The organism is Streptomyces sp. NBRC 109706 (assembly GCF_000974485.1).
Lineage (GTDB): Bacteria > Actinomycetota > Actinomycetes > Streptomycetales > Streptomycetaceae > Streptomyces.
Genome location: NZ_BBOM01000004.1, coordinates 203430 through 224432, shown reverse-complemented (window position 1 = coordinate 224432; position 21003 = coordinate 203430). Strand labels below are relative to the sequence as shown.

General features: G+C 70.7%; 16 protein-coding genes, 1 pseudogene and 1 riboswitch. Of the genes and pseudogenes, 7 read left to right on the top strand and 10 right to left on the bottom strand.

Features of this window, described 5'->3' with window-relative positions:
- Nucleotides 1–36 precede the first annotated feature (36 nt).
- Together AOM46_RS00950 and AOM46_RS00945 are read right to left on the bottom strand one after the other, a co-directional pair.
- Nucleotides 37–2004: a hypothetical protein gene (locus AOM46_RS00950; RefSeq protein ID WP_062204148.1), complete on the bottom strand. Its 1968-nt coding sequence runs from the start codon at nucleotides 2002–2004 to the stop codon at nucleotides 37–39.
- A gap of 266 nt (nucleotides 2005–2270) precedes the next feature.
- Nucleotides 2271–2549 carry a hypothetical protein gene (locus tag AOM46_RS00945; protein WP_370592615.1) on the bottom strand — a complete coding sequence of 93 codons (279 nt, stop codon included), beginning with the start codon at nucleotides 2547–2549 and terminating at the stop codon, nucleotides 2271–2273.
- Nucleotides 2550–2760: 211 nt separating this feature from the next.
- Here AOM46_RS00945 and AOM46_RS00940 point away from each other — a divergent pair, with 211 nt between their 5' ends.
- The 4 genes and pseudogenes from AOM46_RS00940 to thrS all read left to right on the top strand — a co-directional run.
- Nucleotides 2761–3378, top strand: a complete 618-nt coding sequence (locus AOM46_RS00940) for a hypothetical protein (RefSeq protein ID WP_062204143.1) — start codon at nucleotides 2761–2763, stop codon at nucleotides 3376–3378.
- A 17-nt stretch (nucleotides 3379–3395) separates the two neighbouring features.
- Entirely contained in the window at nucleotides 3396–4097 is a 702-nt protein-coding gene (locus tag AOM46_RS00935; RefSeq protein WP_078856355.1) for a SigE family RNA polymerase sigma factor, read from the top strand.
- Nucleotides 4094–4807 (top strand): hypothetical protein, encoded by a 714-nt coding sequence (locus tag AOM46_RS00930; protein WP_062204139.1) that lies wholly within the window; start codon nucleotides 4094–4096, stop codon nucleotides 4805–4807. The genes AOM46_RS00935 and AOM46_RS00930 overlap by 4 nt, the downstream gene beginning before the upstream one ends.
- Before the next feature lie 287 nt (nucleotides 4808–5094).
- Nucleotides 5095–6336: pseudogene (thrS, locus tag AOM46_RS00925) on the top strand (threonine--tRNA ligase); the annotation flags it as partial.
- Nucleotides 6337–6383: 47 nt separating this feature from the next.
- Here thrS and AOM46_RS00920 read toward each other — a convergent pair.
- The 8 genes from AOM46_RS00920 to AOM46_RS00885 all read right to left on the bottom strand — a co-directional run bounded on the left by AOM46_RS00920 (nucleotide 6384) and on the right by AOM46_RS00885 (nucleotide 14892).
- Complete coding sequence (locus tag AOM46_RS00920) at nucleotides 6384–6839, bottom strand: hypothetical protein (RefSeq protein ID WP_062204132.1); 456 nt, start codon at nucleotides 6837–6839, stop codon at nucleotides 6384–6386.
- Nucleotides 6840–6991: 152 nt separating this feature from the next.
- Nucleotides 6992–9304: a 5-methyltetrahydropteroyltriglutamate--homocysteine S-methyltransferase gene (gene metE, locus AOM46_RS00915; RefSeq protein WP_062206199.1), complete on the bottom strand. Its 2313-nt coding sequence runs from the start codon at nucleotides 9302–9304 to the stop codon at nucleotides 6992–6994.
- A 183-nt stretch (nucleotides 9305–9487) separates the two neighbouring features.
- A riboswitch (cobalamin riboswitch) is annotated at nucleotides 9488–9658 on the bottom strand.
- A 472-nt stretch (nucleotides 9659–10130) separates the two neighbouring features.
- Nucleotides 10131–10877, bottom strand: coding sequence for a hypothetical protein (locus AOM46_RS00910; protein ID WP_062204129.1), 747 nt, complete (start codon nucleotides 10875–10877; stop codon nucleotides 10131–10133).
- 180 nt (nucleotides 10878–11057) lie between these two features.
- On the bottom strand, nucleotides 11058–11297 hold the full coding sequence (locus AOM46_RS00905; protein ID WP_062204126.1) for a hypothetical protein: 240 nt from the start codon (nucleotides 11295–11297) through the stop codon (nucleotides 11058–11060).
- Between the two features lie 45 nt (nucleotides 11298–11342).
- Nucleotides 11343–11828 (bottom strand): hypothetical protein, encoded by a 486-nt coding sequence (locus AOM46_RS00900; RefSeq protein WP_062204122.1) that lies wholly within the window; start codon nucleotides 11826–11828, stop codon nucleotides 11343–11345.
- Nucleotides 11821–12789, bottom strand: a complete 969-nt coding sequence (locus tag AOM46_RS00895; RefSeq protein WP_062204118.1) for an SRPBCC family protein — start codon at nucleotides 12787–12789, stop codon at nucleotides 11821–11823. The genes AOM46_RS00900 and AOM46_RS00895 overlap by 8 nt, the downstream gene beginning before the upstream one ends.
- Nucleotides 12789–13460, bottom strand: a complete 672-nt coding sequence (locus tag AOM46_RS33745; protein WP_062204116.1) for a hypothetical protein — start codon at nucleotides 13458–13460, stop codon at nucleotides 12789–12791. Before AOM46_RS33745 ends, AOM46_RS00895 begins: the two co-directional genes overlap by 1 nt.
- A 388-nt stretch (nucleotides 13461–13848) precedes the next feature.
- On the bottom strand, nucleotides 13849–14892 hold the full coding sequence (locus tag AOM46_RS00885) for a GAF domain-containing protein (RefSeq protein WP_062204113.1): 1044 nt from the start codon (nucleotides 14890–14892) through the stop codon (nucleotides 13849–13851).
- Between the two features lie 1197 nt (nucleotides 14893–16089).
- Here AOM46_RS00885 and AOM46_RS00880 point away from each other — a divergent pair.
- The 3 genes from AOM46_RS00880 to AOM46_RS00870 all read left to right on the top strand — a co-directional run bounded on the left by AOM46_RS00880 (nucleotide 16090) and on the right by AOM46_RS00870 (nucleotide 20970).
- The gene (locus AOM46_RS00880) at nucleotides 16090–18081 is read left to right on the top strand and encodes a beta-ketoacyl synthase N-terminal-like domain-containing protein (protein WP_234313577.1); all 1992 of its coding nucleotides are present in this window, start codon (nucleotides 16090–16092) and stop codon (nucleotides 18079–18081) included.
- On the top strand, nucleotides 18078–19634 hold the full coding sequence (locus AOM46_RS00875) for an amino acid adenylation domain-containing protein (RefSeq protein WP_062204106.1): 1557 nt from the start codon (nucleotides 18078–18080) through the stop codon (nucleotides 19632–19634). Before AOM46_RS00880 ends, AOM46_RS00875 begins: the two co-directional genes overlap by 4 nt.
- Nucleotides 19635–19788: 154 nt before the next feature.
- Nucleotides 19789–20970 carry an NAD(P)/FAD-dependent oxidoreductase gene (locus tag AOM46_RS00870; protein WP_062204104.1) on the top strand — a complete coding sequence of 394 codons (1182 nt, stop codon included), beginning with the start codon at nucleotides 19789–19791 and terminating at the stop codon, nucleotides 20968–20970.
- Nucleotides 20971–21003 lie beyond the last annotated feature (33 nt).

Below are 21003 nucleotides of genomic sequence, written 5' to 3'. Positions count from 1 at the left end.
GCGTGCGGATGGCGGTCGCCGGATGTCGGGGCCGGATCAGGTCCACCAGAGGGCCTGCGCCTGGTACTCCTTGACGGACTGCTGGAGCACCACAAGGCCGTCCGGGGAACGGGGGGCGAGAGCCCCCAGGGCGTTGGCTATCTGGGTGTACAGCAGCGGACGAGCGGTGCCGTTGAGCGGATCGCCGACGATGCGGAGGGCGGCCAGCAGATGCACCGCGCGGGTGATGGTGTCGTCGCCGGACGAGGCCACCCCCGAGTCGCGCACCATCTGGTGGAACAGCGCGTGTGGCTGCCGGCGCTGATCCTCGACGGAGCCGAGCGGGGCCTCGGCGACCCGGTGGAGCAGGGCGAGCCAGTCGGCACCCGGCATGCGGGGCAGCTGGCGGGCCAGCTCCAGGGCGACATCGCGCAGCTCGTCCATGGCCAGCTGGTGGTACAACCGGCCGGCCAGATCGTCCCGTTCGGCGCAGTGGTCGCGCAGTTTGGCGTGCACCTCGCGCCAGCCGGCCGGGGCGTCGGGCAGCCGGGCGAGCCGACGGCGGAGCAGCTGTCTCAGCACGGCGGAGCCGGCGCTGGACGACGCGTCCCAGGGGGCGACCTGGTGCACCACCTGCAGCCAGGCGGCGTCCACCAGATCCGGTTGATGGCTGAGCCACAGGCCGCCCGCCTCGTCGCGGGCGGCGGAGCAGCGCGCCAGCGCGGTGAGCAGGTTGTCGTCCCCGGGGGCCAGCCGCGCCAGCAGCCACTCCTCGGCCGTCGGCACGCCCTCGGGATCGATCGGCGCGGCCGCCTCGGCGAGCGCGGGCGCCGGCCTGGCGAGCAACTCCCCGACCGACTCCGCCCGGTGCGGTAACCGGGCGAGCACGGCGGCGAGCACCCCGACCGCCTCCGGATGCCCGGCGCTGAACTCGTGGACGAGGCGGGCGAGTCGGCGGTGGACCGGGCCACGGGCGGAGGCATCGCTCAGCAGCCGCTGGATGTCGGAACGCGTCAGATCGGGCAGCGGATAGCTCAGCCACGCGGGATACGCGCTGCCGCCGGCCACCGGATCGGTCAGCACATCCTCCAACCGGCCCACCGCCGAGTCGGACATCTCGGGCGTGGGCCGGCGGCCGGTGGCGATCAGGGTCAACGGCTCGGCGGCGCCGCCGACATCCAGCGGCGGCAGCGCCTCCCAGAGCCGGCCCAGGAAGGCCCGCCCGGCCGGGGCGTCCACGTTGTCCAGCAACAGCAGGGGCGTCGGCAGCGCGCGAACCCGCCTGGGGGCGTCCCGCAGATCGGCGAGGAACGCCTCGCAGAGCAGCTTGTCCAGGCTCTCCCTGGCCGAGCGGTCGGCGAGCCCGGGCGACGCGTTGCGCACCTCGCGGGCCCAGGCGTTCAGCTCGATCAGGGTGTCCAACTCGTGGTCGGTCCGCCCCCGGTCCCGGTGGCCGAACCAGCGTTGGGAGCGGCGCGGGAAGATCGGGAAGAACAGGGCCAGCACCGAGGCGAGGAGGTGCAGGGGCAGGCGGAAGACCAGCGTCATCGCACCGACGGAGGCGCCGGCCTCGGGCTGCTCACCGATGAGCTCGCCCAGGAACCGCTGCGGCCAGCGGGCGCCGCGCCGCTCCTTCAGATGGTGTCGAAGGGCCTCTCTGGCCTGTTCGAAGTCATAGAGGCTGAGGTCCTGTTCGGCGACGAGCAGGGCGATGAGCAGGCGGGGGAAACGCAGTCGGCGGTAGCGCGGGCGGTAGCGGGCCAGTCGTTCGGCGAGAACGGACAGCGTGTGGGGGATCTCGTCGTGGCGGCTGTCCTCGAAGTCGACGTGTGCGTAGGGAACATACTGGTCGACCCGGTCGGCGAGGTCGTTGAGCAGCAGCGTCTTCCCGCTGCCAGGGCCGCCCTGGAAGAACACGGCGGGGCGGCGCTGCCCGGCCGGGAGCGGATAGCCGGGCTGCATCAGCGCGTGCACGCCACGGATCGCGGCCTCCCGCTCGAAGACCGGCTGTCTCTCCCCCACCATCTGGCCCCTTCCCCTGCCCGTCGACGGCAGGGCAGCACGGGTTCCCGAGTGACGACTTCTGAGCGACGAACCTGGGTGAAGACTTCTGGGCGAAGACTTCCGAGTGACGCTCCATCACCTTAACGTCGCATGCACACGGTTGTCCGATAACAGAACCGAGATCGACACCAACTCGGTAACTTGGCGCCGAAGTTGATCAGAAGACGAGCGGGACCGCCGCCGGGAGCCTCCCACCGGATGGGCGGGAGGCCACGCGGCGCACGCGTTCAGCGGCGCATCAACGAACGGACCAGGCGGCAGGTGGTGTCGGAGGGCGGGTGCACACCGATCAGGGGGGCGAGGGCACGTATGCGCTCGTCGCTCGCCTGGACCGGGTGGTACACCCCGGTGTCCAACAGGGCCGTGGCCAGCCGCAGCGCCTTGAGCCTGCGGTTGTGCGACTCGTACCACGCTCGCGGCTGCCCGGCGGGCAGCGGCCTCTTGCGCAGTTGGGGAACGGTCAGAGAGGAGAGGGGCAGGGGAAGGGGTGTTGCGACGACGGCCATCGGCATCCTCCGGGGCGACGGCGAACCATGCGAACACCCCCAATTTTACGGGGGACCACTGACAATCCCCGCTGATCATCGGGCCCTTGGCGGCTCGCCGGCCGGTGCTCCGCCCACCCGTTCGCCATCCGATGCGGTTCGACGTCATAGCCGGCCGACCCGCCGGACGTCTCTCCTGGTGACAGAGCCTCCGCCGAAGGGACGCGACACCATGACCACCCGCCTGCTCCGCACCGCTCTTGTGGGAATCGCGACCGCCTGCCTGCTGGGCGTCGCCAACGGCTCCGCCCAGGCCGCCCCGATCGACAGCGACCGCGACCGCGGCCACCGCGCCTGCGCCCCGAGGACGGATGTGCGCACCGTCCGGCCGCTGGAGCGGATCGCCCTGGACGACGAGATCGCCCTGGCCCTGATCCCCTCGGCCGACCAGAAGTACGTCTTCGGCCCCAGCGAGGACACCTGGTTCTGGGAGGCGGTGCGCTTCCAGTTCCAGTACGGCGGTCCCGACCTGGCCGACGACCGCTTCACCTTCGACGGCATCTCGCTCTTCCGCGGTCCCGAACAGGCCGAGGCGGACAACTACTTCGGCGGGGTCTGGCGGACGGAGTGCGCGCCGTCCAGGATCGCCGCCGAGATCGACGGGGTCTACCATGAGGCGAACCTGATCCGACTCCCCGGCGCCTCCGGCTGGGGTGGCTACTACTTCGACGGGCCGATCACCGGTCTGCCCCATGTGAAGCTCACCGCCTACGACAAGGACGGTGCGGTGATAGGCGAGATCGAGGGCGGCCCGGAGCAGACGGCCGATGTGCACCGGCCCGCCGCGTGAGGACGGCGAGCCCCCTGATGCCCGGCCCACCGGCCCCGGCCGGACGCACGGTGGATGTCGACGACGGGACCCACCCTCGCCGGCCGTCCCCCGGCACGGCCGCGCAGGCCGGATCCGCCGAGGGTCCGTCGCCCGAGCGACGTCCCCAGGACACGGACCTGGACGCCCTGGACGTCGAGTCGGACTTCCGCGCCTATATGGCGGCCCGGTGGCCGGCGTTGCTGCGCACCGCCTATCTGCTCACCGGCAACCACCACGACGCGGAGGATCTGGCCCAGACCGCGCTGACCAAGGCGTGTGCCCGGTGGAAACGGGTCAGGCGGGCCGACGATCCGGACGCCTATGTGTGGCGGGTGCTGATCAACGCCAATGTGGACCGCTTTCGGCGCCGCAGGGTGCGCGAATGGCTCACCGACCGGTTCCCCGAACGTGCGGAGTCGGACAGCGCCGAACAGATCGCCGCCCGGGGCGTGTTGCTCCCGGCGCTGGAGCGGCTGACGCCGAGACAGCGGGCGGCCGTCGTCCTGCGCTATCTCGACGACCGGAGCGAGACCGAGGTGGCACGGCTGTTGGGCACCGGCGTCGGCACCGTACGCAGCCATACCGCGCGCGGACTGGCGAAGTTGCGCGCGGACGGCGCCCTCCTCGCGCTCCGCGAGACCCAGGGGACGCGGGAGATCGAGGAGACGCGCGTGCGGCCTGAGGAGGCGGGGACATGAACGAGCGCGGCGGGGAAGGAAACTGGTCCGATCCGATCGTCGTCACCGCCGACGGCCGGGCCGGCGACACGGAGCTGGGCAGGGCACTGCGCCGCGAGGCGGCGTCGGTGCCGGTGGGCCCACCGCCGACGGATCTGGTGGTCGCCCGGGGGCGGCGGTCGCGCCGCCGGCGTCACGCGGCCACAGGGCTGGTGACGGCGGCGCTGGTCGGCGCGGCGGTGGCCGTCGCCCCCCTCTCGCAATGGCTGGGCGGCGACAACGAGACCGGAACCGGACCCGCCCTGGCCGTCCCGGCGGCGCCCGGCTCGGCCACGGTCGTCGAGCCCGGCGTTCCGGTCGAGATCGGCCAGGGCCAGGGCCTGGCGCTGTGGCCCGACGGATCCCTGCTCGTCGCCCCGCTGGACGCGTTCGCGGAGTGGGACGAACCGCCGGGGACCGCCGTGACCGAGCCGTTGACCATCGGCGTCACCGCTACCGGTGCCGGTGCCGTCGGCACCGGCACCTGGCAGTCGGACCCGGCGGTTGACCGGCTGACGGTGGTCGTGGACGGTCAGGAGCGGGAGGCCGAGCTGATCACGCTGGAGGGCGAGACCGGCTGGGGCGCCTACCACGTGGCCCTGCCGGAACCGCCGTCCGGGCAGCTGACCGTCACCGCCTACGGCGAGGACGGCGTGGTGCTGAGCCAGCTCACGGAGGAGCTCGCGCCCTGAACGGCGCCCTCGTCGGGGCTCCGGGCCACGATCGGAGGGCGGGCCAGGGGCCGGCCGGTGGGCGGACGTTGTCCTCCCGCCGGCCGGTTCCGCTCTGTTAGCCTGGCCGTTATGCAGCGTGCCGCCATGACGACGACGCCGGAGAGTGTCCCGGCGCGCTGACGAATGCCTAGTCGAAGCCCCGGGGCGAGCGCCCCGGGGCTTCGCCGTGTGGTCGCTCGTCCGAGGCCCACCCCAATCCGCCGCTCCGCGCACCACGCGGTCGGCGGCGGTCCGGAACGAGGGAGACCACCGTGTACGACCACCGCAAGCTCGGCCGCGAGCTGAACCTGTTCGACACCGATCCGTTGATCGGCGCCGGGCTGCCCTACTGGCTGCCCGACGGGGCGGCCGTGCGCCACGCCCTGGAGGAGTACGTCCACCGGCTTGAACGCGGCGCCGGCTACCAGCACGTCTACTCGCCGGTGCTCGGCAAACGTGAGCTGTACGAGATCTCGGGGCACTGGTCGCACTACAGCGATGACATGTTCCCTCCGATGGAGGTCGGCGACGAGCAGATGGTGCTGCGGCCGAGCCTCTGCCCCCACCATGCGCTGATCTTCCGCTCCCGCGCGCACAGCTACCGGGAGCTGCCGCTGCGGATGGCGGAGCTCGGCGGCATGTACCGATCCGAACTGTCCGGCGTGCTGGGCGGGTTGACCCGGGTGCGGTCGATCCAGCTCAACGACGCCCATGTGTTCTGCACCCTCGACCAGGTCGCCGAGGAGGCGAGCGCGGCACTCGGCCTGATCCGACGGGCGTACCGGGCGTTGGGTATCGCGCCGCCGCGCTATCGGCTCTCGCTGCCGGGTGAGGGCGGAAAGTATGTGGCGGCCCCGGAGTTGTGGCGCCGTTCGGTGGTCCTGCTGCGCGAGGTGTTGGACAGCTCGGGGCTGCCCTATGACGCGGTGGAGGGCGAGGCCGCGTTCTATGGACCCAAGATCGATGTGCAGGTGACCGACGGCGCGGGGCGGGAGTTCACCCTCTCCACCGTCCAGGTCGACTTCCACCAGCCGGAGCGGTTCGATCTCGGCTATATCGGCCCGGACGGGGCCAGGCATCGTCCGGTGATGGTGCACCGCAGCATCGTGGGCAGCGTGGAGCGGGCCGTCGCGCATCTGATCGAGGAGCACGGCGGCGCGTTTCCGCCCTGGCTGGCGCCCCTCCAGCTGGTGCTGCTCCCGGTCTCCGACGCGGAGTGCGCCGATGCCGGGGCGGTGGCGCTGCGCGCCGCCGAACTGGGTCTGCGCGCCCGGGTGGTCGGCCCGGAGCAGGGGAGCCTGGCGGCGCGGGTGCGCCAGCATCGGCTCGTTCCCTACCAGGCGGTGCTGGGCGCGCGGGAGGCGGCGGCCGGGGAACTCGCCGTGCGGCTGCGCGACGGGCGCAGGCTCGACGCGCAGCCGGTGGACGAGGTGCTCGGCCGCATCGCCGCCCGGGTGGCGGGGCACAGCGTGGCGCTGTGGGACGAGGCGGCGGAACGGGTCGGCTGAAGCAACGGAGTTCGGGACGGGCCGGCGGTTCCGGGCGGCCCGGGGCCTCAGGGGAGGGGGTGGGGGTGGGCCGTCGGCTCGTCCCCTCCCTCGACCGGCGGCGGGCCGTCGATCCCCCAGACGGCCAGCGAGCGGGTGAACGGATGCTTGGCGACCACCAGCCCACTCGCGGCGAGGAGTTCGGCGAGGGCGTCCTCCATCGCCGTGAGCGATGCGCTCATCAGCCGCTCGGCGGGACCGGCCGGCAGCTCCTTCTCCGCGACGTCGGACAGCAGGTTCGACGCGTGCCAGCGGATCACCACATGATCGACCGAACCCTCTATCGGGCCCTCCCGATCCAGGTAGACCCCGGGACCGCCCGTCTCCACCGCCAGCGGGAGGCCGACCAGGCGCACGGCCTGCACGATCCGCTCCACCAGGGCCTCCGGCAGCAGCTGCTCCTCGGGGGTCGACGTGCGCTGATTCGGCCGCTGGCCGTCACTGTCAAGTGTGTCAGTGCTCACACCGACAGCCTGCCCTAAGCCCGGGGCGACAGGAATCGTTCTTCCCAACTTCGTGAACTTCCTGCTCCTGTTTCGGCCTTCGCCGGGGTGGGCGGGCCTGTCGCGCCGCGCCCACCCCGGGTGGGGCGCGACAGGCCCGAGGGGTGTTCGGATCAGGGCAGTTGACCGCGCAGGGTGCGCGCGGCCTCGACCAGGGAGGTCAGCGAATCGCGCACCTCCGGCCAGGCCCTGGTCTTCAGACCGCAGTCCGGGTTGACCCACAGGCGCTCGGCCGGAATGGCCGCGAGCCCGGCCCGCAGCAGTTCGGTGACCTCGGATGGGTCGGGAACCCGCGGGGAGTGGATGTCGTAGACGCCGGGGCCGACCTCCCTGGGGTAGCGGGCGTCGGCGAGTTCGGCGGCGACCCGCATATGCGATCTGGCCGCCTCCAGGCTGATCACATCGGCGTCCAGATCGTCGATGGCCTGCAGGATGTCGCCGAACTCGGCGTAGCACATATGGGTGTGGATCTGGGTGTCGGGGCGGACCCCGCTGGTGGTGAGCCGGAAGGCCTCGGTGGCCCAGGCCAGATAGTCCGGCTGGTCGGCGGCGCGCAGCGGCAACGTCTCCCGCAGCGCCGGCTCGTCCACCTGGATCACCGCGGTGCCGGCGGCCTCCAGGTCGTTCACCTCGTCGCGCAGGGCGAGCGCGACCTGGCGGGCCGTGTCCGCGCGGGGTTGGTCGTCGCGGACGAAGGACCAGGCCAGCATGGTGACCGGGCCCGTCAGCATGCCCTTGACGGGGCGGTCGGTCAGCGACTGCGCGTACTGGGCCCAGCGCACCGTCATCGGCTCGGGGCGTGCGATGTCGCCGGCGAGGATCGGCGGCCGGACATAGCGGGTGCCGTACGACTGGACCCACCCGTGCTGGGTGGCCAGATAGCCGGTGAGCTGCTCGGCGAAGTACTGCACCATGTCGTTGCGCTCGGGCTCGCCGTGCACCAGCACATCGAGCCCCGCCTTCTCCTGGAAGGCGATCGTGTCGCGGATCTCGTGCCGCACCCGCTCCTCGTAGCCCGGCGCGTCCAGCCGGCCGGCGCGCAGATCCGCCCTGGCGGTGCGGAGTTCGACCGTCTGCGGGAAGGAGCCGATGGTGGTGGTGGGCAGCGGCGGCAGCGCCAGCTGGGCGCGCTGCGCGGCGGTGCGCTCGGGATACGGCTGCGAACGGCGGCCATCCGCCTCGGTGACCGCGGCGGCGCGGGCCCGCACCGCCGGGTCGTGGGTGATCGGGGAGCCGGCGCGCGAGGCGAGATCGGCGCGGTTGGCGGCGAGTTGGGCGGCGATCGCGCCGCTGCCCTCGGCCAGACCGCGGGTCAGGGTGACGATCTCGGCGACCTTCTGGCGGGCGAAGGCCAACCAACGGAGAATCTGCTGGTCGATGTCCCGCTCGGCGGTGGCGTCCAGCGGGACGTGCAGCAGGGAGCAGGAGGCGGCGACATCGACGCTGCCGGCCAGCCCGAGGAGCGTGGCAAGGGTCGCGAGCGACCGTTCGAGATCGTTGATCCAGACGTTGCGGCCGTTGACCACTCCGGCGACCAGGCGCTTGCCCGGCAGACCGCCGGCCGCCGCGAGATCCTCCAGGTTGCCGGCCGCGGCCCCCGTGAAGTCGATGGCCAGCCCCTCGACCGGGGCCTTGGCCAGAACGGGAAGGGCCTCGCCCAGGCGGTCGAAGTAGGAGGCGACCAGGAGCTTGGGCCGGTCCACCAGGGCGCCGAGATCGCGGTAGGCGCGCGCGGCGGCGGACAGCTCGGCGGGGGTGCGGTCCTGGACCAGTGCCGGCTCGTCGATCTGCACCCAGCCGGCGCCGGCGGCGCGCAGATCGGCCAACACCTCGGCATAGACCGGCAACAGGCGGTCCAGCAGCGTCAGCGGCTCGAAGTCCTCGGCGACGCCGGGGGCCGGCTTGGCCAACAGCAGATAGGTGATCGGGCCGACGAGAACGGGCCTGGCGGCCAGGCCGAGGGCCAGCGCCTCGCCCAACTCGGCGCGCTGCTTGCTGGAATCGGCGGTGAAGACGGTGTCAGGGCCGAGCTCGGGGACCAGATAGTGGTAGTTGGTGTCGAACCACTTGGTCATCTCCAGCGGGGCGACGTCCTGGGTGCCACGCGCCATGGCGAAGTAGCCGGCCAGGGCGTCGGCCTCGACGGCCGAGCGGTGCCGGGGCGGAATGGCGCCGACCATCACGCTGGTGTCCAGCACATGGTCGTAGAACGAGAAGTCTCCGGTGGGGACTTCGTGCAGGCCGGCGTCGGCCTGCTGACGCCAGTTGGCCTGGCGCAGTCGGGAGGCGGTTTCGAGCAGATCCGGGGCGGTGACGCGCCCCTTCCAGTACCCCTCGATCGCCCTCTTCAGCTGCCGGTTGGATCCCTGACGGGGGTAGCCGTACACGGTGGCCCGTGGTGCCGCGGCTGCGGACTCGCTGGTCAAGAAACTCTCCTTCGCGAGCATGTCTCCTGGCTGGTCTCGGCGACCGCGCGCGGGAGCGAAGGAGCACGGCGACGGAAGGGCCCGGCGCGGCCGTTGCCGCCGCTCAAGGCACTCGTCACCAGCACGCCGACCCGCCCACGAGGTCACCGAAACAACCGTGAGCGACGGTCGCCCACGGGCAGCGGCAGGTCTTCGGACTCGCGGGCACCTCCGGCCTGAATGCTCAGGCGAAGACCTAATGGCCGTCGCTTCCCAGGCTCTTGGAGCCCAGTGCGTTTGACGGCGGTCGTTCCCACTCACCGCTGCGGGGCAGTCCCGGATTCCCACCGGGTTCCCTCTTACGACGCGCCTGCCTGGCGGACAGGGCGAACCAGCTGCGCTCGTCAGCCTAGCGCCTTCGGGCCCGTTGCCCAGAGCGCCTGGTGCGGGGGCCCCGGAACCGGCCGCGGTGGAGCGGGGGTGGCCCGGCCGCCCCGACCACCCGGGCGGTGGCGGGCCATGGCGGCGGAGGCGGGCCGGGAGCCGTGAACGCGATCGCACCGAGGCCATCACCATCGCGGGCCACCGAGAGACACCGCCAAGGGCGGAGCCCAGAGGGCGGCGCGGTCGTCCTACCGAAAACATCTTGAGAATCATCACTCTCCGTAACCTACCCCCTTGTCACTCTCCGTGTCCAGTGGCACACTAATAATTACTCCGCGCAACATCGGCGAGGAGTCAGGCCACTGGAGGGCATGCGATGCGTCCGTTGTTCGACAACGAATCACCCCACGTTCACGACGAGTCCCGGCCGGCCGACGCCGGGCCGACCGGCCGGGCGGGCTCGTCAGCCGCGCGGGCGCAGGAGTTCCAGGTCAACGCCCCAGGAGTCCAGCACGGCGGCATGGCCGGCGGCACGGGCGACGGGCTCCACCTCCGCGAACAGCCCGCGCTGGACGCCGGGATCACCGTCGGCGAGAAGGCGGCGCAGGAGCGGAAGCAGCCGCTCGGCGCTCCAGCCGGCGGTGGCCAACGGGTGGTTGGTCAACTCCCAGCCGAGGAACTTGTTGTAGGGCCGCACCCGCCGATGGAGCGCGAAGGCGACCTCGAGCAAGAAGGGCACGCTCTCGGCGGCATCGAGATGTCCCAGCTCCGGACGCCCGTCGCGGAAGCTCTTCAGGGAGCGGTAGGTCTGGTTCACGTAGGCGTCCAGCCAGCCGTCGACGGCCGCCCGGGCCTCGTCGGGGAGCAGTGCTCGTTTGCGCTCCAGGAGTTCGGCGATCCCGCCGTCGAACCGGTCGAACAACAGCCGGGCGTGGACGTAGGCGTAGCGCATCCAGCTCTGCTCGTCCCCGGGGAGTCCCCGCCGGGTGAAGTCGGCCAGGGGAAGCACGACCAGGTCCAGTGTCGGGGAGCGGTATCCGTCCCAGTCGGCGAAAGCCGAAGGGCCGTCGTCCCGGACCACCACATGGATGTCGTGGTCCGAGTGCTCGGTCCCCATGCCGTGGTGGGCTCGGGATCCGCTGAGCAGCACGCCGAGGACGGAGGAGTCTGCCTGTGCCCGGGCCAGCAGGGCGTCCAGGTCGTGGGGCATGGCCGAAGCGGGCGATTGACGCGTCATTCTGGTGATCTCTCCACACGGAAGCGTCCGGGGGCAACAGCCCACGGATTGACAGGGGTTCGCTTCGGTGGCGACGGCTACGGTCGCCACGGGGGATCACCTCACGAGGTGGAGGCTAGTCCATCCGAGCGGCGCGGCGGCAGGGGGGCGTCGTCAGGCCGTCGGCGGATCGGCGCATTCGTCCTCGCCGTCCTGCGCGGCGAGTTGGGTGGCCAGCACATAGCGCACCCGGGCGTCGCGGTAGCGCACTCCGGGGGCGACCTGGTCGGGGAGGTCGGTCCGATCGGAGGCCGAGAGAGAGGAATGACCCGGGCAGCCGTGGAAGGCGATCCGGGCATCGGGCACCTCGCCCCAACGCATCTCGTCGGCACGCACGATCGCGGAGAAGGCCAAGTCCGGCTCGGTGCCGGTCTCGTCGCCGCGCTCCGCGTGTTCTCTTCAAGTCGCCCCGGATTTGGCCGCGGCCTTCCTCGCCAGATCCTTGGCCACATCGGTCACCTTGCCCGCGACGGACATCTCCTCGCCCGTCTTGGAGACCTCCTCGCCGGTCTTCTCCACCGCTCCCCCCGCGCGATCGACCGCTCCGCCCGCGGTCGCGGAGGCCTCCTGCACCACCTGCTCGATGATGCGGGGGTTCTGGTCGATGGTGTTGAGGACCTCCTTGATGATCGAGGCGACCTGGTCGAGACGCACCTTGAGGAGCGCCTGGGCGTCCACGCCCTTGAGGTCCAACTCCAGCTTGCCGAGGGTGACATCGGCGCCGACATTGAGCTTGAGCAGGCTCAACACCTCCGCCTTGAGGGAGATCTTGGCCCTGAGGTCATCCGCCTCGATCTTCAGTTCGTCGAGCTTGAGCACCGGAACGTCGAGGAGCACATCGGCGTCCTCCGGGTCATAGCCCTGCTGCGAGCTCTCTTCACTCATCGTCCTGTCCTTCCGGCCGCTCTTCGTCGGTGTCGTTGTCGTTGTCGTCCTCGGGTCCGCCGGCTTCTCCGCGCTCCTCCTGAAGCGCCTGCTCGTGGCTGCGCACGACCTCCTCGTCCCGGATCTCGCCGCGCCAACCCTCGATCTCCTCCTCCGGCGCCAAGGTCACATAGCGCTGGAAGTGTTTGAGGTCCAGGCGGACCCGGCGGCCAACGGCCCGCCAGAGATTGCCCGTCTTCTCGAAGAAGCCCGACGGGTGGTACTCGACGACCGCGATGATCCGGGTCAGCGTCGGAGTCAGCTCGTGGAAGGTGACGGCGCCCCGCGTCGATCCTTTGGCGCCCTCCGAGCGCCAGACGATGCGGTCGTCCGGCACCTGCTCCTCGATGGTGGCCTCGAAGCTGCGTTCGGAGAACGCGATCTTGGTCTTCCACTCGGTGGTGGTGTCGTCGGAGGTGGAGACGTTGCTGACGCCCTTGGTGAAGACACCGAACTTCTCGAACTGCGTCCAGTGGTCGTAGCAGGTGCGCAACGGCTTACCCACGTCGATCACCTCGACGATGTTGGTGACCTTGGTGTCTCCGGCCTCCTGTTCACCGCCGGTCGCCGCCTGCCCGCCGTCCCCGTCCCCCTCCTCGTCGCCCGAGGAGCCGCCCCCGGGAGTCACCTTGTCCTTGAGCCCTCGTAGCGTCGAACCAGCGGCAGCCTTGGCCGGATTCTCACCCTTCATCAGGCGGGTGGCGGTATCCGGAACGGCCTTGCTGTCCTCCGCCGACTCGGCGATCCGATGAGCCACATCGGTCAGCTTTTCGCCGGCCTTGTCGACCAGATGTTGCGCCTGGGCGCCGAGAAAGCTCAGCAGCTCCTCGCGAAGCCGCTCAAGTCCCGACGGCTTCTCCTCCGCGCCGTTCTTCCCGCCCTCTTCGGTCTCCTCGGGTGCCTTCGCGGCCTGGGGGCTCATCAGCTGGCACCGCCCTTCTGCCGGGAGCCGCTGGTGGCCGATGTGCGCCGGCTGGGCCGCCTGGGCGCACGTTCCCTGGTGGGCAGTGGCTCGCCGGGGCGGCGGCGCCCCGAGGACCGCGCACGGCTCCCCCGCCCGCGCCCGCCGCCCGCCTCCTCATCGGTCTCGTCCTCGGCAGCCGCGGAGGCGCCCGCGTCGGCATCGGCATCGGCATCGGCATCGGCATCGGGATCCGGGTCGGCACCGGAATCCGCGTCCGAATCCGTGTCCGCTCGCGAATGTTTCCGGTCAGATCGCCGAGCCGGCTGCTTCGCCGCCGGCTCGGGCTCCTCCTCGCCGACGCCGGGAACCGCGTTCTCCAGGAGGGTCTTGGTGCGGCTGGCCAGGCCGTCGGCGACGGTCTCGTAGCCGCGGTGCACCACCGCCGACACCACGGATCGGCCGCTGGACAGCAGCTCGCCGCGCACCTGGTCGCTGATCCTGGCGAACTGGTCGGTGCCGCCGAGCCGGTGCAGCCCCTCGGTGACGAGTTCACGCGGGTTGAGCCGCACCCGGCGGCCCAGCGCGTAGGAGGCGAGCACCAGGGCCAGCTTCGCCTTCTTGGTGCGGCCCAGCAGATAGCCGGCCGCCATCCCGGCGGCGACCGCCGCCCGTGTGGAGGTCTCCGTCATGTTCCCGTGTCCTTGTCGTCGCCCGGCCCTCGGCGGCGCGCCCACGAGAACGTCGGCTGGCACCGCCACGGGCTCCAGCCAACGGCGGCCCGGCGCGGGGCGCACCCCGAGCGAGGCCGTTCGGATGAGAACCGGAGTCCTGCCGACGGCAAGGAGGTCAGGGCGAAAGCCCGCCACACACGACATAACGGCCACCGCGTCCACTACTCGACACGGTGACCGTTACGTCAGTCAGCAGAGATTGGCTGAAAGTCACCCCTCTGTCGTCCATTGCCAGCCGCTCGACGCGGCCGGTCAGTCGGTTGTTGCGGTCGCTCCGGCCGGACCGGGCTCTGGCCACGCCTGGGCCGGCCGGCGAGCGCCGTGGAGCCACCCGCACGGCACGGCCTCAGATCGCCGGCCTCGCCTGGGACCAGCCGGGAACCCCACCGGTGCCCAGCCGCTCCACCTGGGAGGTGAACTCGGCCGCCATCTGCTGCGCGTCGTTCTGCGCCGGGGACTGGTTGGTGATGTTGACCGCCACCGTCAGCACCCCGCTCACGGGGGCCTTGGGGGAGAGCCGCACCGGGGTGCAGGTGAAGGTGAAGTTCTGCGGCGTCGTCGCGTCGTAGGAGGCGATCCTGGCGTCGGCGAGGCTGGCGGTCTGGCCGGTGTGGTACGCCCGGTCCATGGTCGCGAAAACGCCGACCGCGTCCAGGCCCGGAAGGGACTCGCGCCCCGCGCTCAACTGCTGGACCCGCCCGAACGACGCGCCCTGCTTGGCGTTGGCGTACCGCAGCAGATGGTTGGGGCCCTGGGTGAGCATGATGGGGAACGGAGCGCCGTCGAAGACGGCGAACATCTCCTGCTGCTGCGTCAGCAGGCTGTCCCGGAGCTGGAACTCGGAGAGCAGCGTCTCGGCGAGGTTCTGCATGCCCTCCATGTGTCGGGCGTCCCACTGCCGGGGGCGCGTGTCGGCGACACAGACGGTCCCGAGGATCTGGCCGGTGTGGTCGAGCAGCGGGGTGCCGAGGTAGGCCCGCACGCCCATCTCGTTGACCAGCGGATTGCCCTTGAAACGCGGATAGTCGAAGACGTCGTCCAAGGCCAACTGTGAGCCCTGAGCGACCACATGTGGGCAGAACCCGTAGTCGATCGGAGCCTCTCTGGCTATCTCGGGAAGGCTGTTGAGGTCGAAGGCTATGCCTCGACCATCGCCATCAGCACCGATGCCGTCCTCCGCCGCCGGCGGGCTGTACATCCCCCGGAACATCTGACGTTCATCGCTGATGAAATTGACCATGGCAAGGGGGGCTTGGGCAAGGTTGCCCGCAAGTCGAGCGACGCGATCGAACTTTGCCTCGGGCTCGGAGTCGTTCAGACCGAGAAGCTGCAGCCGGCGCCTGCGCTGCTCACCCTCGTTGGGGGTTTGATCGGGTGTCAGGGGCTTCATGGGCACACATGAAACCAGAAGCGGTGGGCTATGCGCCGCCCCACCGGGGCACTTGCGGCGCCTTTTGTCACACCGGCTGCGTCACACCGGCTCCTCCCGCACCATTGGTCCGCACCTGGTCCTCCGTCGGCGGGCATGAGGCGCAACCCGACAGCTTGTCCAGATCCAGTCCCCTTCAACCCTCCCACAGCCACTTCCCGTCATTCCCAATCAGAAACGAGCGGATCCGATTGCCTCGTACGACAATCGTGCGGTGGTCTTCATGTCGGCATCCGCGAGCACGCCGCCGCCCCCGCCCTCCACCGGAGCACCAATGCGTCGGTTGGGGCAGTTGGGGCGAGTGGCGCGACAGGCGGCCACTCCTGCGGCAGAACGTGTTCAGACAATGTCGTGTCACTGTCGTAAAGAGGCAGTTAAGAGCGGTGATCTGAGCGCCTACTTTCGCGTAGGGTCTCCCTGCCGTGCCAATCCGCAGCACCACGCCGCGAGTCATGAGGCTATGAAGCACCCGACAGGAACCGTCCGCAGAGGGGACGTCAGTGACGTGATCCGGCCATTCGCCATGGATCGGACGTCACGGACGCGCCGGACGTTACGAAGAGTCGGCCCTGCCCGCAGCCATGTGGGGCGCGACCTCTTTCCGGTCGGCAAGGTTGCCCCGACGAGGGCATGGTTCGGGAACCGCGGGTGGATACCCACCCAGGGACGGCACCATGCACTCGCGTAAGACATATGACACCGGCATAGAGCCAGGTGAGCGAGGCTGATCAGCAGCAGAACAGAACCCGCATTGGACTCGACAAGGTACGGCCGACACCGGCCGAACCTGTCACACCGATAAGGGGGGCGGGGGCGGACGAGGGGTCCGGCCCCGCATAAGTTCGACCACGCATGGGAACTACCAGCGAGCGGAGAGTTACAGAGCGAGACCAAAGCCCCGGCGAGATATACGCAGAGTAAGGGCGGCAGGCACACAAAGACATCGCGGCGTCACAACCGTCCGCGGCACCCCCCAGGCACCAGGGATCAGGCACCAGGCACCAGACACGCGGCCCCACCCGCACGAAGCACGAGACACCAGGCACAGAGCACCAGGCACAGAGCACGCAAGTACCAAGCACAGAGCACCAAGCGCAGGCATCACGCACGAACGCAGCACCATCGCAGGGACGTCAGAGAATGCAGAGGAGTGGACTGGTGAAGAGTTCGACAGCGGAGGTCGAAGAACGCTCGGTGGCCGTGATCGGCATGGCCTGCCGGCTCCCGGGCGCGGCAGACCCTGATCAGCTGTGGGAGGTGCTGCGACACGGCTTGGACGCGACCAGCGACACCCCGACCGACCGCTACGACGTGGACGCCCTGTACTCCCCCGAGCCCGGCCCCGGGATGATCGGCACCCGGCGGGCCGGCTATGTCAGCGGGATAGCCGACTTCGACGCCGAGTTCTTCGGCATATCAGCCGGCGAGGCCGTCGAACTCGACCCGCAGCAGCGCCTGTTGCTGATGGCCACCTGGGAGGCGCTGGAGGATGCCGGGCAACGTCCCGAGGATCTGGCCGGCACCCGCACCGGGGTCTTCGTCGGCGCCGCGCGCTCCGACTTCCTGGAGGAGCAGTACCGGCGGGGCCTGACCACCGTGAACGCCTCCTCGTTCCAGAACTACCGCTCCCTGCTGCCCGCCCGGATCTCCCACAGTTTTGATCTACGCGGGCCAAGTGTGGCGATCGACACCGCCTGCTCCTCCTCCCTGACCGCCATCCACTCGGCCGTGTTGAGCCTGCGCGCCCGGGAGACCCCGCTGGCCATCGCCGCCGGGGTCAACCTGCTGCTGCGCCCGGACGAGGGCGTGTTGATGACCCAGGCCGGCGGGATCGCACACGACGGCCGCAGCAAGTTCGGCGATGCCGACGCCGACGGGTTCGCGCCCAGCGACGGCGTCGGCGTGGTGATCCTCAAGCCGCTGCGGCAGGCGATCGCCGACGGGGACCGGATCCGCGCGGTGATCCAGGGCAGCGCGATCAGCAACGACGGGGCCACCAGCCAGTCCGTGCTGACGCCCTCGCTCGCCGGGCAGATCGAGGTCCTGCGCTGGGCCCACGAGGACGCGGGCATCGCCCCGGCCGACGTGGACTTCGTGGAGGCCCACGGCTCCGGTTCGCCCACCCTGGACCCGATCGAGATCACCGCGCTGGGCCAGGTGTTGGGCGAGGGCCGGCCGGCTGACCGGCCCTGCCTGGTGGGGTCGGTGAAGACCAACATCGGGCATGCGGAGGCGGCCGGCGGGATCGCCGGCCTGATCAAGACGGTCCTGGCCCTGGAGTACGCGCAGGTCCCGCCGAGCCTGCATGTACAGACCCCCAACCCGAAGGTCGACTGGGCCGGGCTGCCGATCGCCATCGCCACCCGGCCGCACGATCTGCCGGAGACCGGACGGCCGGCCATCGCCGGCATCAGCGGACAGGGTTCGTCGACGTTGAACGCGCACCTGGTGGTGCGCCAGGGCGAGACGGTCGCCGAACGGTATGCCGCCGCCCGCCGCTCGGAACGGCCGGGCGAGGTCTGCCTGTTGACGCTCTCCGCGCGGTCGATCCCGGCGCTCCAGGCCCTCGTCCGCTCCTATGCGGACTATCTCTCCCCCGGCGGCCGGGGTGCCGAGTTCGCGCTGCGCGACATCTGCTTCAGCGCGGCGACCCGGCGTCAGCACCACGCGTTCCGGCTGGCCGTCGTCGCCGGTTCGCACGAGGAGATGCTGGAGGCGCTGCGGGATCCGACGCGGCCCACCCAGCCCGAGGCGGAGGCGACGCCGTTGGCGGCCATCGCCGAGCAGTACCGACGGGGCCACGAGGTGCGCTGGGAGAGCGTGTTCGGCCCGGACCACCGCTTCGTCCAGCTGCCGCGTTACCCCTGGCAGACCCAACGTTTCTGGCCCGGCGAGCACTTCGGGTCCGAGCACGGCGGCGGCGATCTGGCGACCACGGTGCTGCGCGAGCACGCCAGAACGGCGGCGGACGACTATCCGGACGGCTCGCTGCTGTCCGATATGGGCATCGACTCGCTGGCACGGGTGCGGATCATCCTGCGCCTGGCATCGGACCACGGCTACGAGGTCGAGGCCGAGGAGCTGGCCCAGCTCCGCACCGTGGGCGACTTCCGTAACTGGCTGCATGTGTTGGAGGCTCAGGCGGCATGACCGGCGGGCGCGAGACGCTGTACGGGTGGTTCGCCGAATCGGCGGCCCACCACCCCGAACAACCGGCGTTGGAGGTGGGCGACGAACGCCTCACCTACGGGGAGTTGCGCCGGCTGGTCGAGGGGCTCGCCGCACATCTGGTCCAGGTGTGCGGCGGGCGACCGCCCCGCGCCGTCGGCCTGGTGGCCAGCCGGTCGCTGGTGACCTATGTCGGCTATCTGGCCGCGCTGCGGGCCGGCGCCACGGTGGTGCCGCTCAACCCGGAGGCTCCGGCGACGCGCAACGCCGCCGTGTCGTCGGCCGCCGGCGTGGAGTTGGCGGTGGCCGAACCGGCCTATGGCGCGACGGAGTTGGGTGTCCCGGTGGTGGCGCCCTCGGTGGCCGGGCTGCGCGCGTTCGCCGCCGGCGGCGAACAGGCTCCGCCGTGCGCCGCCGGCCCCGACGACCGGGCGTATGTGGTCTTCACATCCGGCTCCACCGGGACGCCCAAGGGGGTGCCGGTGCTGCACCGCAATGTCACGGCCTATCTGTCGCATGTGGTGCCCCGCGCGGACGCGGGCCCGGGCAGCCGGATGTCGGGCACCTTCGAGCTGACCTTCGACGGCTCCGTATACGACCTCTTTGTCGCCTGGGGTTCGGGCGCCACGCTGGTGGTGCCGATGCGCAGCCAACTGCTGTCGCCGGTCAAGTTCATCGCCGGCCGGGAGTTGACGCACTGGTTCTCGGTGCCGTCGCTGGTCTCCTTCGCCGCCCAGTTGGGCACCCTCAAGCCCGGAGCGCTGCCGACCCTGCGGCGGAGCGTCTTCGGCGGGGAGCCGCTGCCCCTGGCGAGCGCCCGGGCATGGCGGGCGGCGGCGCCGGACAGCGTGCTCGAAATCCTTTACGGCCCCAGCGAGACGACCGTCTCCTGCACCGAGTACCAACTGCCGCCCGATCCGGCCGACTGGCCGAACCCGGCCAATGGCACGGTCCCGCTCGGCGAGGGTTATTCCGAGCTGGAGTTCGTGCTCCTGGACGAGGCGGGCGCCGCCGTCGACGACGGTGAACTCTGCGTACGCGGTGCCCAGCGTTTTCCCGGCTATCTGGATCCGGCCAACAACGTGGGCCGTTTTCTCAGCATCGACGAGACCGGCACGGTGCATCCCTACACCGGGAACGCGCCACTCACCGATGCGCACTGGTACCGCACCGGCGATCGGGTGGCCGTCCAGGACGGTCGTCTGGTGCATCTGGGGCGCGTGGACCATCAGGTGAAAATCCGTGGATACCGCATCGAACCGGGCGAAATCGAGGCACTGTTGCGTGAACAGGACGGCGTGCGGGACGCGGTGGTGCTGGCCGTGCGGGGCCCGGACGGGGAGAAGGAGCTGGCAGCCGCCGTCGTCGGCCCGGAAGCCGATCCGCAGCCGCTGTACGCGGCACTCGGCGACCGGCTGCCGCCGTACATGATCCCCCGGCGTATCTCGGTGCTCCCCGAACTCCCCCTGAACGCCAACGGAAAGATCGACCGTCGCGCCCTGACCGGCGCCCTGGAACAGCCGTCCGCCTATTAGTCGAGAGCGCCGGCGGCTCCCCACCGCTGCGGCTGCCGTTCCCCGCAGCCGAATGGCGCCCCGAATTGCCCGAATATCCCCAGGAGAAGCTGTCAGAGAAGACGCCGGACAAAGCGGTTTCGCTGTACAGCCAACTTTTTGTGAGGCTCACATAATGTTCGACGCCATCGTGGTCGGTGCGCGGTGTGCCGGATCCCCAACGGCCATGCTGCTCGCCCGGGCCGGATTCCGCGTCCTGTTGGTGGACCGGGCGGGATTCCCGTCCGACACCCTTTCCACCCACCTCATCCACCAGCCGGGTATCGCCGCGCTGGCGCGTTGGGGCCTGCTGGAGCAGGTGGTCGCCTCCGGCTGTCCGGCGTTGGAACAGGTCCACTACGAGGTCGAGGACGTCCGGTTGACCGGATGCGGCCGGGGCGTCGAGGGGCAGCGGGCGGCCCATGCGCCGCGCCGTCATGTGCTGGACGCCATCCTGCTCGACGGGGCGATCGCGGCCGGGGTCGAGTTCAGGGAACGGCACACGGTGACGGGTCTGCTGCGGGACGAGAGCGGCCGGGTCGTCGGCGTCGAAGGCACCCACCAGGGCGGGCGGTTCAGCGAGCGCGCCTCGCTGGTGATCGGCGCGGACGGGATGCGGTCGCGCACCGCGGACCTCTGTGACGCGTCGTTCACGCGGCGGAAACCTCGCCTCACCTGTGCCTACTACGCTTACTGGGACGACCTGCCGGCGGGGCTCGAACTCTATGAGCGGCCGGGCAGTTGGGTGGCGGCGGTGCCGACCAACGACGGGGCGACCCTGGTGCTGACGTACTTTCCCCAGGACCGCTTCGACGAGGTGCGGGTGGATCTGGAACGGGCCTACCACGAGCAGATACGCACCACGGCTCCCGCTCTCTTCGAGCGGATGCGGGGGAAGCGGCAGGTGGAGCGGCTGCGCGGCACGGGGGACCAGCAGAACTTCTTCCGGCAGGCGAGCGGCCCCGGTTGGGCGCTGGTCGGCGACGCCGGGCACCACAAGGACTCGATCACGGCGCGTGGCATCAGCGACGCGTTCCTCCAGGTCGAATCGCTGGTGCGACACATAGGGGACGACATGGACCATCCCCTCCGTCTCGACGAGGCCCTGGCGGGCTATGCGGCGGAGCGGGACAAGGCCCTCCTCGGCGGTTTCGAAGCCACCCTGAGCGTCGCCCAGTTGGAGGTGCACCAGGAACGGCTCGCGCTGTTGCGCGCGGTGTGCAAGGACGAGGAACTGACCACCACCTACTTCGACCTGGTGGCGGGCGTGGGTTCCTTCGAAGCGCTCTACACGCCCCGACTGATGGCACTGCTGTGAAGCTTCTCGGGAGAGGCGGCGATGGTTGTGTCA

Coding starts and splice junctions, on each gene's coding strand:
- AOM46_RS00950 (WP_062204148.1), bottom strand. CDS start 2,004: ATGGTGGGGGAGAGACAGCCGGTCTTCGAGCGGGAGGCCGCGATCCGT.
- AOM46_RS00945 (WP_370592615.1), bottom strand. CDS start 2,549: ATGGCCGTCGTCGCAACACCCCTTCCCCTGCCCCTCTCCTCTCTGACC.
- AOM46_RS00940 (WP_062204143.1), top strand. CDS start 2,761: ATGACCACCCGCCTGCTCCGCACCGCTCTTGTGGGAATCGCGACCGCC.
- AOM46_RS00935 (WP_078856355.1), top strand. CDS start 3,396: ATGCCCGGCCCACCGGCCCCGGCCGGACGCACGGTGGATGTCGACGAC.
- AOM46_RS00930 (WP_062204139.1), top strand. CDS start 4,094: ATGAACGAGCGCGGCGGGGAAGGAAACTGGTCCGATCCGATCGTCGTC.
- AOM46_RS00910 (WP_062204129.1), bottom strand. CDS start 10,877: ATGCCCCACGACCTGGACGCCCTGCTGGCCCGGGCACAGGCAGACTCC.
- AOM46_RS00900 (WP_062204122.1), bottom strand. CDS start 11,828: ATGAGTGAAGAGAGCTCGCAGCAGGGCTATGACCCGGAGGACGCCGAT.
- AOM46_RS00895 (WP_062204118.1), bottom strand. CDS start 12,789: ATGAGCCCCCAGGCCGCGAAGGCACCCGAGGAGACCGAAGAGGGCGGG.
- AOM46_RS33745 (WP_062204116.1), bottom strand. CDS start 13,460: ATGACGGAGACCTCCACACGGGCGGCGGTCGCCGCCGGGATGGCGGCC.
- AOM46_RS00885 (WP_062204113.1), bottom strand. CDS start 14,892: ATGAAGCCCCTGACACCCGATCAAACCCCCAACGAGGGTGAGCAGCGC.
- AOM46_RS00875 (WP_062204106.1), top strand. CDS start 18,078: ATGACCGGCGGGCGCGAGACGCTGTACGGGTGGTTCGCCGAATCGGCG.
- AOM46_RS00870 (WP_062204104.1), top strand. CDS start 19,789: ATGTTCGACGCCATCGTGGTCGGTGCGCGGTGTGCCGGATCCCCAACG.